Annotated in this window: 14 protein-coding genes; 11 read left to right on the top strand and 3 right to left on the bottom strand. The window is 71.3% G+C overall.

Annotated elements, in window-relative coordinates; all coding sequences use genetic code 11:
- The first annotated feature begins 1 nt into the window (after window position 1).
- The 5 genes from IF46_RS0123615 to IF46_RS0123595 all read left to right on the top strand — a co-directional run bounded on the left by IF46_RS0123615 (window position 2) and on the right by IF46_RS0123595 (window position 5,379).
- Window positions 2-1,300, top strand: a complete 1,299-nt coding sequence (locus IF46_RS0123615; RefSeq protein WP_030490558.1) for an ABC transporter substrate-binding protein — start codon at window positions 2-4, stop codon at window positions 1,298-1,300.
- Window positions 1,301-1,370: 70 nt separating this feature from the next.
- The gene (locus tag IF46_RS0123610; RefSeq protein ID WP_030490557.1) at window positions 1,371-2,363 is read left to right on the top strand and encodes a carbohydrate ABC transporter permease; all 993 of its coding nucleotides are present in this window, start codon (window positions 1,371-1,373) and stop codon (window positions 2,361-2,363) included.
- Window positions 2,356-3,195, top strand: a complete 840-nt coding sequence (locus IF46_RS0123605) for a carbohydrate ABC transporter permease (RefSeq protein WP_030490556.1) — start codon at window positions 2,356-2,358, stop codon at window positions 3,193-3,195. The genes IF46_RS0123610 and IF46_RS0123605 overlap by 8 nt, the downstream gene beginning before the upstream one ends.
- 29 nt (window positions 3,196-3,224) lie before the next feature.
- Entirely contained in the window at window positions 3,225-4,601 is a 1,377-nt protein-coding gene (locus IF46_RS0123600) for a GH1 family beta-glucosidase (protein WP_030490555.1), read from the top strand.
- Between the two features lie 109 nt (window positions 4,602-4,710).
- Window positions 4,711-5,379, top strand: a complete 669-nt coding sequence (locus IF46_RS0123595; protein WP_030490554.1) for a TMEM175 family protein — start codon at window positions 4,711-4,713, stop codon at window positions 5,377-5,379.
- Here the strand turns inward: IF46_RS0123595 and IF46_RS0123590 are convergent.
- A complete protein-coding gene (locus tag IF46_RS0123590; protein WP_030490553.1) occupies window positions 5,366-5,947 on the bottom strand; it encodes a nucleotidyltransferase family protein in 582 nt (193 codons plus the stop codon). The two genes, IF46_RS0123595 and IF46_RS0123590, sit on opposite strands and share 14 nt — an antisense overlap.
- Before the next feature lie 125 nt (window positions 5,948-6,072).
- Here IF46_RS0123590 and IF46_RS0123585 point away from each other — a divergent pair, with 125 nt between their 5' ends.
- From IF46_RS0123585 to IF46_RS0123560, 6 genes are all read left to right on the top strand, one after another.
- Window positions 6,073-6,567, top strand: a complete 495-nt coding sequence (locus tag IF46_RS0123585; RefSeq protein WP_036393040.1) for a 2Fe-2S iron-sulfur cluster-binding protein — start codon at window positions 6,073-6,075, stop codon at window positions 6,565-6,567.
- Window positions 6,564-7,547, top strand: a complete 984-nt coding sequence (locus IF46_RS0123580) for an FAD binding domain-containing protein (protein ID WP_030490551.1) — start codon at window positions 6,564-6,566, stop codon at window positions 7,545-7,547. The genes IF46_RS0123585 and IF46_RS0123580 overlap by 4 nt, the downstream gene beginning before the upstream one ends.
- Entirely contained in the window at window positions 7,544-9,634 is a 2,091-nt protein-coding gene (locus tag IF46_RS0123575) for a xanthine dehydrogenase family protein molybdopterin-binding subunit (RefSeq protein WP_030490550.1), read from the top strand. Before IF46_RS0123580 ends, IF46_RS0123575 begins: the two co-directional genes overlap by 4 nt.
- A 28-nt stretch (window positions 9,635-9,662) precedes the next feature.
- A complete protein-coding gene (locus IF46_RS0123570) occupies window positions 9,663-10,028 on the top strand; it encodes an ArsR/SmtB family transcription factor (protein WP_030490549.1) in 366 nt (121 codons plus the stop codon).
- Window positions 10,028-10,669: an SRPBCC family protein gene (locus tag IF46_RS0123565; RefSeq protein ID WP_030490548.1), complete on the top strand. Its 642-nt coding sequence runs from the start codon at window positions 10,028-10,030 to the stop codon at window positions 10,667-10,669. The genes IF46_RS0123570 and IF46_RS0123565 overlap by 1 nt, the downstream gene beginning before the upstream one ends.
- A gap of 63 nt (window positions 10,670-10,732) precedes the next feature.
- Window positions 10,733-11,248, top strand: coding sequence for an NUDIX domain-containing protein (locus tag IF46_RS0123560; RefSeq protein ID WP_030490547.1), 516 nt, complete (start codon window positions 10,733-10,735; stop codon window positions 11,246-11,248).
- A 145-nt stretch (window positions 11,249-11,393) separates the two neighbouring features.
- On the opposite strand, the gene IF46_RS0123555 is transcribed toward IF46_RS0123560, so the two are convergent.
- Window positions 11,394-12,833 (bottom strand): ATP-binding protein, encoded by a 1,440-nt coding sequence (locus IF46_RS0123555; protein ID WP_420063589.1) that lies wholly within the window; start codon window positions 12,831-12,833, stop codon window positions 11,394-11,396.
- Between the two features lie 61 nt (window positions 12,834-12,894).
- Entirely contained in the window at window positions 12,895-14,553 is a 1,659-nt protein-coding gene (locus IF46_RS0123550) for an FAD-dependent oxidoreductase (RefSeq protein ID WP_030490545.1), read from the bottom strand.
- Between the last annotated feature and the right edge of the window lie 138 nt (window positions 14,554-14,691).

Raw genomic sequence — 14,691 nt, 5'->3', positions numbered from 1 at the left:
CGTGTCGAGACGACACCTCGGGATATTCACCGCCGCCGTACTGGCCGCCGCCTCGTTGACCGCCTGTGGCGGCTCCGGCGACGACTCCGCCTCCGCACCCAAGACGCTCACCTACTGGGCCAGCAACCAGGGCCCCAGCCTGGAGGCCGACAAGACCATCCTCCAGCCCGAGCTGGACAAGTTCGAGAAGCAGACCGGGATCAAGGTCAGCGTCGAGGTGGTCCCCTGGTCGGACCTGCTCAACCGGCTGCTCGCGGCCGCCGCCTCCGGCAAGGGCCCAGACGTGGTCAACATCGGCAACACCTGGTCGGCGTCGTTGCAGGCCACCGGCGCGCTCGTCGAGTTCGACGATGCCGCTCTGCAGGCCGTCGGTGGCAAGGACCGGATCGTGCCCGCCGCGCTCGCCGCCGCCGGCGCCCCCGGCAAGCCGCCCGCCGCCGTGCCGCTCTACAGCATGGCGTACAGCCTGTACTACAACAAGAAGTCGTTCGCCGACGCCGGCATCACCGCGCCGCCGACCACCTGGGAGCAGCTCGCCGAGTACGGCAAGAAGCTGAGCACCGGCGGCAAGTGGGGCCTGGCGATCGAGGGGGCCAACCCGTCGGAGAACGCCCACCACGCCTTCACCTTCAGCCAGCAGTACGGCGGCGAGTGGTTCGACTCGGCCGGCAAGCCGACCTTCGACACCCCGCAGAACGTCTCGGCGATCAAGCGGTACATCGACTTCATGGCCGCCGACAAGATCACCAACCCGAGCAACGCCGAGTACGCGCAGAACCAGTCGGTCTCCGACTTCGCCAACGGCAAGGCCGCCATGCTGCTCTGGCAGTCCGCCGGCTCGAACCTGAAGACGCAGAACATGCCCGCCGACGCGTACGGGGTGGCCCCGGTGCCGTTCCTGGCCAGCCCGCCGGCCGGCGGCAAGAAGGTCAACAGCATGGTCGCCGGGATCAACATGGCGGTCTTCAAGCACACCAAGAACAAGGACGGCGCGCTGAGCTTCGTGAAGTTCATGACCAGCGACGAGGAGCAGACGATCCTCAACAAGACGTACGGCTCGCTGCCGGCGGTGAAGACCGCGGCCTCCGACCCGGCGTTCAGCGCCACCGAGCAGAAGACCATCCAGGAGACCCTGGTCACCACCGCGGCCCCGCTGCCACAGGTGCCGGAGGAGAGCACCTTCGAGACCCTGGTCGGCACCGCGATGAAGGAGTTGTTCGCCGACGCGGCCAGCGGCAAGCCGGTCACCGAGGAGTCGGTGAAGGCCAAGCTGACCGACGCGCAGCAGAAGATGCGCTGACCCAGGCGTCACCGGTGGCCGTGGTCGGGTGCTGAGCCCGGCCACGGCCACCGCCTCCGAGAGGACCCCGATGGCAACCAGCACCACCGCGCCGGACGCCGACCGGCGCGAACCCCGGGCCGGGTCGCCGGCCCGGGGGCCGGTCCGCCGGCCCCGCGGCCCACGCCGCTCACTCCTGCCGTATCTGCTGCTCGCACCGGCCGTCGTGCTGGAACTCGCCATCCACGTGATCCCCATGGTGGTCGGGGTCTGGATGAGCCTGCTGGAGCTGACCCAGTTCCACATCCGCGACTGGTCCACCGCGCCCTTCATCGGGCTGGAGAACTATCGGGCGACGCTGGATCTGAACAGCGCCGCCGGCAAGGAACTGCTGCACTCGTTCTGGGTCACCCTGGCCTACAGCCTGCTCTCGGTCGGATTCGCCTGGCTGCTCGGCATCTCGGCGGCGGTCGTGTTGCAGAAGCCGTTTCGAGGACGAGCGATCCTGCGGGCGCTGTTCCTCACCCCGTACGCCCTGCCCGTCTACGCCGCGGTGATCACCTGGAGTTTCCTGCTGCAACGCGACACCGGCCTGGTCAACCACGTGCTCGTCGACCAGCTCGGGCTGCTGAACGATCGGCCGTTCTGGTTGATCGGCGACAACAGCTTCTGGTCGCTGCTGGTGGTGTCCGTGTGGCGCAACTGGCCGTTCGCGTTCCTCTGCCTGATGGCCGGGCTGCAGAACGTGCCCGGCGAGCTGTACGAGGCCGCCGCGATCGACGGCGCCGGGTTCTGGCGCCGGCTGCGCTCGGTCACCCTGCCGATGCTGCGGCCGGTCAACCTGGTGCTGCTGCTGGTGCTGTTCCTGTGGACGTTCAACGACTTCAACACCCCGTTCGTGCTCTTCGGCGGCTCCGCGCCGGAGCAGGCCGACCTCATCTCCATCCACATCTACCGCAGCTCCTTCAAGACCTGGGACTTCGGCTCCGGGTCGGCGATGTCGGTGGCGCTACTGCTGTTCCTGCTTGTCGTCTCGGCCGCGTACCTGCTGATCACCAACCGTCGGAGGGACGACCATGCGTGAGACCGCCGGTGAACGCTGGGGCCGGCGCATCGTGCTGACCCTGCTCACCCTCTTCGTCGTCGTCCCGCTCTACGTGATGGTCACCTCGGCGGCGAAGCCGTTGCAGGACGTGCAGAACGGCTTCACCTGGTGGCCCAGCCGACCCACCCTGCAACCGTTCATCGACATGTGGAGCACCGTGCCGCTGGCCCGGTACCTGGTGAACAGCCTCGTGGTGTCCAGCATCGCGGCGATCTGCTCGGTGGCGGTGGCCATCTTCGCCGCGTTCGCGGTCAGCCGGTACCGCTTCCGCGGTCGGGGTGTCTTCTCGGTGACGGTGCTGTCCACGCAGATGTTCCCCGGCATCCTTTTCCTGCTGCCGCTGTTCCTCATCTACGTCAACCTGGGCAACGCCACCGGCATCGAGCTGTACGCCAGCCGTACCGGCCTGATCATCACGTACCTGACCTTCTCGTTGCCGTTCTCGATCTGGATGTTGGTCGGCTACTTCGACTCGATCCCGCGAGGGTTGGACGAGGCGGCGCAGGTCGACGGCGCCGGGCCGCTGCGCACCCTGTTCCAGGTCATCCTGCCGGCCGCCGTGCCCGGTGTCGTAGCGGTCACCGTGTACGCGTTCATGACCGCCTGGGGTGAGGTCCTCTTCGCGTCGGTGATGACCGACGAGGGCAGCCGCACCCTGGCCGTCGGCCTGCAGGGCTACTCCACCCAGTTCAACGTCTACTGGAACCAGATCATGGCCGCCTCGCTGGTGGTCAGCATCCCGGTCGTCGTCGGGTTCCTGGCCCTGCAGCGCTACTTCGTCGCCGGCCTCACCGCCGGCGCGGTCAAGTGAGTCATCCAACCCCAGAGGAGAACCGTCCCGTGCCCGACCTGTCCAAGCTGCCACCCGACTTCCTCTGGGGTGTCGCCACCGCGGCGTACCAGATCGAGGGGGCCGTCGACGTCGACGGCCGGGCGCCGTCCATCTGGGACACCTTCTCGGCGACCCCCGGCAACGTCGACAACGGCGACACCGGCGCGGTGGCGTGCGACCACTACCACCGGTGGCCGGAGGACCTGGCGCTGCTGCGCCGACTCGGCGTGGACGCGTACCGTTTCTCGGTGGCCTGGCCCCGGGTCATGCCCGACGGCGTCGGGCGGGTCAACGCCGCCGGGCTGGACTTCTACGATCGGCTCGTCGACACGTTGCTCACCGACGGGATCCGGCCGTTCGTGACGCTCTACCACTGGGATCTGCCGCAGGCCCTGCAGGACTCCGGCGGCTGGCCGCAGCGCGCCACCGCCGAGGCGTTCGCCGAGTACGCGGCGGTGGTGGCCGCCCGCCTCGGTGACCGGGTCGCCGACTGGTGCACCGTCAACGAGCCGCTCTGCGTGTGCTGGATCGGGCACCTGGAGGGGAACATGGCCCCCGGCGAGCGCGACCTGACCCGCGCGGTGCACGCCTCGCACCACGTGCTGCTCGGGCACGGCCTGGCCACCCAGGCGATCCGCGCCAACGCCGCCCGGCCGGCCTCGGTGGGGCTGGTGGTCAACCTCAGTCCGATCGAGGCGGCGACCGACCGACCCGAGGATGTCGCGGCGGCCCGCCGGGCGGACGGGCACGTCAACAGGTGGTGGCTGGACCCGATCCACGGGCGTGGCTACCCCGCCGACATGATCGCCACCTACGGGGTCGAGCCGCCGGTACGCGGCGACGACCTGACGGTGATCGCCACGCCGACGGACTTCCTCGGGGTGAACTACTACTTCCGTCAGCTCGTGGTCGACGACCCGACCGGCGCGGCCCCGTACGCCCGGCAGGTGCCGGTGCCCGGCTCGGTGGAGACCGCGATGGGCTGGGAGATGTACCCGGCGGGCCTGGAGCGGCTACTCGTCGACGTGCACGAGGAGTACCGGCCGGGCCGGATCATCGTCACCGAGAGCGGCTCGGCATGGCCGGACGAGGTCACCCCGGACGGCACGGTGCAGGACAAGGAGCGCACCGACCATCTGGAGCAGCACCTGGCCGCGTGCGCGTCGGCGGTGGCCCGGGGGGTTCCCCTGGACGGCTACTTCGTCTGGTCTCTGCTGGACAACTTCGAGTGGGCGTACGGCTACGACAAGCGCTTCGGGCTGGTGCACGTCGACTACGCCACCCAGCGCCGGACGGTGAAGGCGAGCGGTCTGCGCTACGCCGAGTTGATCCGGGCCCACCAGCGGATCGCCCGCACGACCGGCACCGCGACGCCGGTGGCCTGAACACCTGCGGTGCGAGCGGCCGCCCGGGGTGTCGACCCCGGGCGGCCGTTCCCGTCCCGATCGGGCGAAACCGCCACCGACGGTGTTGCCGAGTGGCTAGCCTGCGGCAATGGCCGCAGCACCCGACGAGGTCGAGCAGACCGATCCCCGGGGGCGGGTGTCCGGCACCGACCGGATGACGGCCTTCAGCGACGGCGTCTTCGCCATCGTCATCACGTTGCTGGTCATCGACCTGCGGGTGCCGGAGGGCCACGAGGGCGAGTTGCTGACCGGCCTGCTCGACGAGGGCGCCTCGTACCTCGCCTTCGTGGTGTCCTTCGTCTATGTCGGGGTGCTCTGGCTCAACCATCACGCGCTGCTGCGGCTGATCCGCGGCACCACGCTCGCGCTGAGTTGGATCAACCTCGGCGTCCTCTTCGGCGCGGTGATCATCCCCTTTCCCACCGCGGTGCTGGCGTCGGCGTTCACCCATGGCGACACCGACGACCAACGCGCCGCCGTCGCCCTGTACGCGCTGGCCGCGGCGTTGATGTCGGCACCCTGGCTGGTGTTCTTCGGCTACCTGCACCGACACCCGGCGCTGCTTCGGCGCGGGGTCAGTCCCGAGTACGTGCGGACGCAGCGGCTGCGACCGGTCACCGGCTTGATCCTGTACGGGCTCAGCGGCCTGCTCGGCTGGTTCGTCAATCCGCTGCTGGGCCTGATCGGCGTCATCGTCATGATCACCTATCACGCGGTGACCAGCGAGGGGCTGCCCCGGTGGCTCACCCGTCGCTGACCGGACGCAGTCGAAGCAGGTCGGCCGGGGTGTCCACGTCGACCGGGGAGCCGACGTCGTCACAGGACACCTCGACCACCAGGTCCGGCCGGTCACGCAGCAGGTCACGAGCGCCTCGGTCGCCGACGGCGTACCCGGTCAGCAGCGCCCAGGTCTGCCGGCCCAGCAGGATCGGGTGCCCCCGCCGGCCGGCGTAGGTGGCGACGGCGACGACCGCGCCGTCGGCGTACGCCGTGCGCACCCGCCGCACCGCGACCGGGCTGAGCAACGGCTGGTCGACGAGGACCACGACGGCGGCCGGCACGGCGGCCGGCAGCGAAGCCAGGCCACGCAGCAGCGACGAGCCCAGCCCATCGGGCCAGCGGTCGTGAAGGATCGGCACCGCGCCGGACAGGGCGGGCACCTCGTCGGCGCCCGCGCCGAGCACCACGTGCACGGGTGCGCATCCGCCGTCGCGCAGCAGCCGGATCCCGCGCCGCACCAGCGGCTCTCCGTCCAACTCGACAAGCGCCTTCGGCCGGCCGTAGCGCCGCCCGGCGCCGGCGGCCAGCAGCAGACCGGCGGTCACCGCATCACCTCCCGTACGAACGGCTTTGCGTTATTCGCCCTGAGATATACCGACAAAGCTAGTCTGGGCCGGTGCAGGGCGGACCGGAGAACGCGACGACGACCGATGAGCCTTACTCGTCCCGGGTGGCGTTTGAGGTCAACGGCGCGTCGCGTGAAGTGACCCTGGACAACCGCACCACCCTGCTCGACGCGCTGCGCGAGCACCTCGACCTGACCGGGGCGAAGAAGGGCTGCGACCACGGCCAGTGCGGCTCCTGCACCGTGCTGCTGGACGGTCGCCGGGTGAAGAGCTGCCTGGTCTTCGCGGTCACGGTGGACGGCCAGTCGGTGCTCACCGTCGAGGGACTCGCCGGGCCCGGCGAGCTGTCCCCGTTGCAGGCCGCGTTCATCGCGCACGACGCGTTCCAATGCGGCTACTGCACCCCCGGGCAACTCTGCTCCGCCCGCGGCATGCTCGACGAGGTCTCCATGGGTTGGCCCAGCGCGTTGACCGACGATCTGAACGCGCCCGCCGAGCTGACCGACGTGGAGATCCGCGAGCGGATGGCCGGCAACCTGTGCCGCTGTGCCGCGTACCCGCACATCGTCGCGGCCGTCCGCGAGACGGCAGCGGCGTGAGAGCGTTCCGCTACCACCGGCCCGCCGACGTGGCCGACGCCGTCGCCGTGCTGGCGGCCGAGCCGCGCGCCGCGTACCTGGGCGGTGGGACGAACCTGGTGGACCTGATGAAGCTCGGGGTGCAGCGCCCCGAGGTGCTGGTGGACGTGGTCCGGCTCCCGCTGGACACCGTCGAGGAGTTGCCCGACGGTGGGCTGCGGATCGGCGCGACAGTGCGCAACAGCGACCTCGCCGCCCACCCGGTGGTGCGCCGCGACTACCCGGTGCTGGCCCGCGCTCTGCTCGCCGCCGCGTCCGGGCAGCTGCGCAACATGGCCACCACCGGCGGCAACCTGTTGCAGCGCACCCGCTGCGTCTACTTCCAGGACACCACAAAGGCGTGCAACAAACGGGAGCCGGGCAGTGGTTGCGCCGCCTTGCATGGCCAGAACCGCGACCTGGCGGTGCTGGACTGGTCCGAGCAGTGCGTGGCCACCCACCCGTCCGACCTGGCCGTCGCGCTGGCCGCCCTCGACACCGTGGTGCAGGTGCACGACACCGACGGCCCCCGCGACGTCCCGATCGCCGACCTGTACCGCTCCCCCGGCACCCACCCGGAACGGGAGACCACGCTGGCCCGGGGCACGCTGATCACCGCCGTCCGGCTGCCACCACTGCCGGCCGCGCGCCGCTCGACGTACCTCAAGGTGCGTGACCGGGCCTCGTTCGCCTTCGCCGCCGGCTCGGTGGCCGCGGTGCTGGACCTCGACGGTGACGTGGTCCGCGACGTGCGGCTGGCGTACGGGGCGGTGGCGCACCGGCCGTGGCGGGCGTACCGGGCCGAGCAGGAGCTGCGTGGTCGTCCGTTCAGCCCGGAGCTGGCGGCACGGGCCGCCGACGCGGAGCTGGCCGAGGCCCGCCCACTGCGGCACAACGGCTTCAAGCTGCCGCTGACCCGGGCCATCACCGTGCGGGCGCTCAGCGAGCTGGCGTCGGCGTGAGCACCGACGCGGTCGGCCGGGCGTACCCCCGGTTGGAGGGCCGCGAGAAGGTCACCGGCACGGCCCGGTACGCCGTCGAGTACCCGGTGGACGGGGTCACCTACGGCTGGGCGGTGCCGTCGACTGTGGTGCGGGGCCGGATCACCCGGATCGACACGACGCAGGCGCTGGCGTCGTCCGGCGTGCTGGCGGTGCTGCACCACGGCAACGCGCCTCGGCTCGTGCCCGGCCCGGACCTGGACCTGCGGCTGTTGCAGGAGCCGTCGGTGCACTTCCGGGGGCAGTTCGTCGCGGTGGTGGTGGCGACCAGCCTGGAGGCGGCCCGCGAGGGCGCCCGCCTGGTCCGGATCGACTACGACGCCGGGCCGCACAGCACCGTGCTCACCGACGACCACCCCGGCCTGTACAAGCCGGACCACGTCAACCCCAGCTACCCGACGGACACCGCCGAGGGCGACTTCGACGCCGGGTACGCCGCCGCCCCGGTGCGGATGGACGCCACCTATCGAACGCCGGCGTACCACAACAACCCGATGGAACCACACGCCACCACGGCGCAGTGGCGCGACGGGCAGCTGCTGGTGCACGACTCCACCCAGGGCGGCTCACCGGTACGCGCCACGCTGGCCGAGCTGTTCGCGCTGCCCCCGGAGTCGGTCCGGGTGATCACCGAGCACGTCGGCGGTGGCTTCGGCGCCAAGGGTTTCGCCAAGGCGTCGGTGGTGCTGGCGGCCCTCGCCGCCCGGCACGTGGACCGACCGGTCAAGCTGGCGCTGACCCGCCAGCAACTGTTCGGGCCGGTCGCCTACCGCACTCCCACCATCCAACGGGTCCGCCTCGCCGCCGACGCCGACGGGCGACTCACCGCGATCTGCCACGACGCGATCAGCCAGACCTCGACCACCCGCGAGTTCGCCGAGCAGACCGCCGTCTACACCCGCAGCATGTACGCCGCACCCCACCGACGCACCACGCACCGACTGGTCCGCCTCGACGTGCCCACCCCGGCCTGGATGCGCGCGCCGGGTGAGTGCCCCGGCTCGTACGCCCTGGAGTCCGCGCTGGACGAGCTGGCCATCGCCGTCGGTATCGACCCGGTGGAGCTGCGGATCCGCAACGACACGGCTGTCGACCCCGACCTGGGACGCCCGTTCACCAGCCGAAACCTGGTGGCCTGCCTGCGCGAGGGCGCGCGGCGGTTCGGCTGGGCGGGCCGGGACCCGACGCCCCGGGCTCGGCGCGACGGGCGCTGGCTGATCGGCACGGGGGTGGCCGGGTCGAGCTATCCGGCCCGCGCCCGGCCGTCGTCGGCCACGGCCACCGCCCGGCCCGACGGCAGCTTCCTGGTCCGGATCAACGCCACCGACATCGGCACCGGCGCCCGGACGGCGGTGTGGCAGGTGGCCGCCGACGCGCTCGGGGTGCCACCCGAGCGGGTGGAGATCCGGATCGGGGACACCGACCTGCCGACGGCTTCGCTGGCCGGCGGCTCGATGGGCACCGCCAGCTGGAGCTGGGCGGTGATCCGCGCCGCTGGGGCGCTGCGCGGGAAACTGCGCGAGGGCGTACCGCCGGATGTCGAGGTGACCGCCGAGGCGGACACCGCCGACGAGGTGGGCGGGCAGCCCACCCGGCCCCGGTACGCGTACGGGGCGCAGTTCGTCGAGGTGCGGGTCGACGCGGACACCGGCGAGGTGCGGCTCAACCGGATGCTCGGGGTGTTCGCGGCGGGGCGGGTGGTGAACCCGACGACGGCACGCAGCCAGCTCATCGGCGGGATGACGATGGGGCTGTCGATGGCGCTGCACGAGGAGGGCCTGCTCGACGAGCGGTACGGCGACTGGGTCAACCACGACCTGGCCACCTACCACATCACCGGCTGCGCGGACGTGGAGTCCATCGAGGCGTACTGGCTGGACGAGCGCGACGACGAGCTGAACCCGGCCGGCGTGAAGGGCATCGGCGAGATCGGCATCGTCGGCGCCGCGGCGGCGGTCGCCAACGCGGTGCACCACGCGACCGGCGTACGGATCCGGGACCTGCCGATCCGACTCGACAAGCTCATCGGACTATCAGCCTTGGCTTAAATAAGGCGATGCTGATATAACTATCGCCGTGCACGCCTTCGACGTGCTGGGCGATCCGGTCCGGCGCCGCATCCTGGAGCTGCTCGCCGGTGGCGAGCAGACCGCCGGCGCGGTCAGCGCGGTCATCCGCGACGAGTTCGGCATCTCCCAACCCGCCGTGTCCCAGCACCTCAAGGTGCTGCGCGACAACGGCTTCGCCACCGTGCGACCGGAGGGCACCCGCCGGCTCTACGCGGTCGACCCCCGCCCACTGCGCGAGGTCGACGGCTGGCTGGAGCACTTCCGCCGGTTCTGGACCCCACCCCTGGCGGCACTCGCCACCGAGCTGGCCCGGGGCCGACGCGAGCGTCGACTGCGCGGGCCCGCCGACCCACCCGACGAGAGGAACACCTGATGTTCGACGCCACCGAGCAGATCAACGCCGTCCAGCGGAAGGTCGGCAGCCGCACCCTGGAAGCCGGCGAGGCGCGGGTGACCACGATCAGCCAGACCTACCAGGCGACGGTCGAGGATCTGTGGGACGCCTGCACCAGCGCCGAGCGCATCCCGCGCTGGTTCCTGCCGATCTCCGGCGATCTGCGGCTGGGCGGCACGTACCAACTCCAGGGCAACGCCGGCGGCACCATCGAGAGCTGCGAGCCGCCGCACCGCTTCACCGCCACCTGGGAGATGGGCGGCGAGGTGAGCTGGATCGAGGTGCGCCTCACCCCGGTCGACGACGAGCGGACCCGCTTCGACCTGGACCACATCGCGCACGTCGACCAGGACCGGTGGGCCCAGTTCGGGCCAGGCGCGGTCGGCGTCGGCTGGGACCTCGGGCTGCTCGGCCTCGCCTCGCACCTGGCCGGCGACGGCAGCGGCATCACCCCGGAGCAGGGCGCCGAGTGGACCGCCTCCGAGGAGGGGCGACGGGCCATGGAGTTGAGCAGTCACCTGTGGGGTGAGGCGAGCATCGCCGCCGGCACCGACGCCGACGAGGCGAAGGCCGCCGCCGAACGCACCACCGCCTTCTACACGGGCACCCCCGCAGCCTGAGCGCGGAACGAGGCGGCGGCGCAGCGTCCTGGGTGGTAATCGGTCGGAGTAACGTGCTGCGGCATGACTGGCACGCCGTACTCGCACTGCTCCTACTGCGGCGCTGCCTACCCGGCGGCCGCGGGTTGGCCGCGAGTCTGCGCGGTCTGCGGCGAGACCGTCTGGCGCAACCCGACGCCGGTGGCGGTCGCGGTGCTGCCGGTCCGCACGGCCGAGGGCCTGGGCGTGGTGGTGGTCCGCCGGGACATCGAGCCGGCCCGCGGCCTGCTCGCGTTGCCCGGCGGCTTCATCGAGTACGGCGAGGAGTGGTCCGACGCACTCGTCCGTGAGCTGCGGGAGGAGACCGGCCTGATCGCGGCGGCCGAGGACGCCCGGCTGTTCGCGGTGCACGGCGCACCGGCCGGCGGCACGATGATGGTCTTCGGAGTGCTGCCCGAGCAGGCGGCCGAGGATCTGCCACCGTCGGCGCCGACCGAGGAGGCGACTGAGTGGCTGGTGCTCACCGACCCGGTCGAGCTGGCGTTCTCCACCCACACCCGGGTCCTCGCCGACTTCCTCACCGCTGCTCGCACCGCCTGACCCGCAAGATCGTGCTCGAACCTTGTTGTAGTGGCATCAAGAACTAGTCGAGGCCACTACTTCCCAGATCGAGCACGATCTTGCGGTGGGGTGCAGCGCGAGGGCTCGCACGTTTGACCGCGACACCGCCGGCCACCCGGTTTCTCTAAGTAGTTGGCGCGTCGCGTGGCTCCTCGGTGCTGGGCAGCAGGACCCGGAAGGTGGTTCGGCCGGGCTCGGTCTCCACCCGGATGTCGCCGTGGTGTTTGTGCACCACGATCCGGTAGGAGATGTCCAGCCCCAGGCCGGTGCCCGCGCCGACCGGCTTCGTGGTGAAGAACGGCTCGAAGATGCGCGGACGCACCTGCGGCGCGATGCCCGGCCCGGTGTCGGTGACCTCCACCGCCAGCAGGTCGCCGACCAGTCCGGTGCGGACGGTCAGCACCCCCTTCTCCCCCATCGCGCCCAACGCGTTGTCGATCAGGTTGGTCCACACCTGGTTCAGCTCAGCCGCGTACGCCGGGATCGGCGGAAGACTCCGGTCGTACTCGCGGACCAGCTTGACCCCGGCGGGGATCTTGCCCTTGAACATCACAAGCGTGGCGTCGAGCAGGTCGTGCACGTCCACCACCCGGTGCGGAGCACGGTCCAGCTGCGAGTACTGCTTGGCGGCGCCCACCAGCCCGGAAATCCGGGTGACCGCGTCGCCGATCTCGCGCATCAGCAGCTCGGTGTCGACGGTGTAGGTGAGCCACCGCACCGCCGCCTCCAGGTCCGCCGCGCCGACCGCCGCCTTCACCTGCGCCAACCAAGCCGCGTCGAGCCCACCGCCGACCAGGATCGGCGCCAGGTCCCACGCCCCGCCGACCCCGTGCTCCTCCAGCCAGTCGGTGAGGGTGTCCTCGGCGTCGGCGGTGGCCATCGGGGTCAACTTCGGCGCGGTGGCCACCCGGGCGACCGCCTCCTCCTGCAACGCGACCAGGCCGTGCAGGGCGCTGCCGTCGAGCCGACCGTCGGCGATCATGGCGAGCTTGTGCCGCATCCCGGCGACCCGGTCACGCAGCACCGACGTGGCCCGCACCGCCGCCGCCGCCGGATTGTTCAGCTCGTGGGTCAACCCCGCCGAGAGCGAACCGAGAGCGAGCAGCCGCTCCCGTTCACCGACGATGGCCTGGGAGTCCCGCATCCCGAAGAACAGCCCCTCCAACAGGTGCATGGGCATCGGAAACCAGGACCGCAGGGCGTACGCGAAGTCCTCCGCCGGCAACACGAAGAACTCCGCGTCGGTCACCGCCCGCAGACTGTTGCGGTAGATCTGGTCGACCTGGTCACCCAGGTACGCCTGAGTGGCCCCGCCGTACACGCCGCGCTGATCGGTCCGGCTGACCTCGACGTCGTCGCCGCGCACCTGGCGACTCAACGCCACCGCCCCGCGCACCAGCACGAAGAAGCAGGTCGCGGGCTCGCCCTCGCCGTACACTAGGGTGCCGCCGGCGCGCTGCTCCACCCGGCCGTGCTCGGCCAGCCAGTCGAGCTGCCCCTCGTCGAGCGCCTCGAACAGGAAGAGAGTGCGCAACTGCGCCGGTGTCAGCCGATCAGCTTCCATGCTCATTGAGCTTCCTTTGTTCGCGACTGCGGGGCTCGCAAAACCGGCTCACTCCTCGCGCTCACTGGGCCTCCAGGTAACGGTGCACCAGCGACACGGCCATCGCGCCCTCGCCGACGGCCGAGGCGACCCGCTTGACCGACTCGGCCCGCACGTCCCCGGCGGCGAACACCCCCGGCACGCTGGTCTCCAGGTGGTACGGATCGCGCGACAACGACCAACCGGCCGGGCGTCGCCCCCCGGTGAGCAGATCGGGGCCGGTCACGATGAACCCACGCCCGTCGCGGACCAGCACCCCGTCCAGCCAGTCGGTGCGCGGCTCCGCGCCGATGAAGATGAACAGCCAGGACGCGTCGACCGAGCGGGCCTGGCCGGTGCGGGTGTCGCAGAGGGTGAGCCGCTCCAGGTGGTCCTCCCCCGCCGCGCCGACCACTGCGGTGTGCGGATGCACGGTGATCCGGTCGATCCGTTCCAGCTGGTCGATCAGGTACCGCGACATCGAGGCGGTCAGGTCCGCGCCACGGATGAGCAGGTGCACCCTCGACGCGTACCGGGAGAAGTGCACCGCCGCCTGGCCGGCGGAGTTGGCCCCGCCGACGATGTAGACATCCTGTTCGACGCAGCTTGGCGCCTCGGTGGCGGCAGCGCCGTAGAACACCCCCCGGCCGGTGAAGTCGGCGAGCCCCGGGGCGTCGAGCACCCGGTACGACACGCCGGTGGCCAGCACCACGGTGTGCGCGGCGATCTCGGTGCCGTCACCGAAGCGCAACAGCCGGGCGCCGCCGGCCTCGCTGAGACCGACCACCTCCCGGGCGCTGAGCAACTCAGCACCGAACTTGACCGCCTGCCGTCGGGCCCGATCGGTCAACTGCGCACCGGAGACACCGTCCGGGAAGCCCAGGTAGTTCTCGATCCGGCTGCTCTGCCCGGCCTGACCGCCGGTCGCCCGCCGCTCCACGAGCACGGTGCGCAACCCCTCCGACGCGCCGTACACCGCCGAGCCGAGGCCAGCGGGGCCACCGCCGATCACCACCAGGTCGTAGAAGTCACACGCCGGCACCACGGTCAGCCCAGCCAGCGCGGCCAACTCGGCCTCGCTCGGAGCGACCAGCGCCTTGCCCTCGGAGGTCACCACCAGCGGCACGTCCGCCTCGGTGGCCCCGGCCGCGTCGAGCAGCCGGGCGCCCTCCGGGTCGTCGGTCAACAACCACCGGTACGGCACCAGGTTGCGGGCCAGGAAGTCGCGGACCTTGAACGACGGCGCCGACCAGCGGTGCCCGACGACCCGGATCTCCGCGCTGGCCGCGTCCGGGGTGGCCGCCCACGCCTCCAGCAGCCCGTCGACCACCGGGTACAGCTTCTCCTCCGGCGGGTGCCAGGGCTTGAGCAGGTAGTGGTCCAGGTCGACCACGTTGATGGCCTCGATCGCGGCGTCGGTGTCCGCGTACGCGGTGAGCAGCACCCGGCGGGCAGCCGGGAAGATGTCCATGGCCGCCTCGAGGAACTCGACGCCGGTCATCTCCGGCATTCGGTGGTCGGCCAGCAGCAGCGCCACCTGTTCGCCGCGCAGCTTGACCTCCCGTAGCGCCTCCAGCGCCTCCGGCCCGGAGGAGGCGCGCAACACCCGGTAGCGGTCGCCGTAGCGACGCCGGATGTCCCGGGCCACCGCCCGGGACACCACGGGATCGTCGTCGACGGTCAGGATCACCGGGTTCGCCATGGCGCCATGAAACCACCTCCCGAGGCTCGACCGCACCATGGCCAAAGCGCGGGCCGCGGTTGATCGCGGCGGGGATGGGTAAGCCGGGGAGCCGCGCGGGTGGCCGCACATCGACGACCCTCCCGGCTGCGCACACTC

It is taken from the genome of Micromonospora chokoriensis (assembly GCF_000718555.1).
GTDB classification, from domain to species: domain Bacteria; phylum Actinomycetota; class Actinomycetes; order Mycobacteriales; family Micromonosporaceae; genus Micromonospora; species Micromonospora chokoriensis_B.
This window is presented reverse-complemented; position numbering and strand designations above follow the sequence as displayed.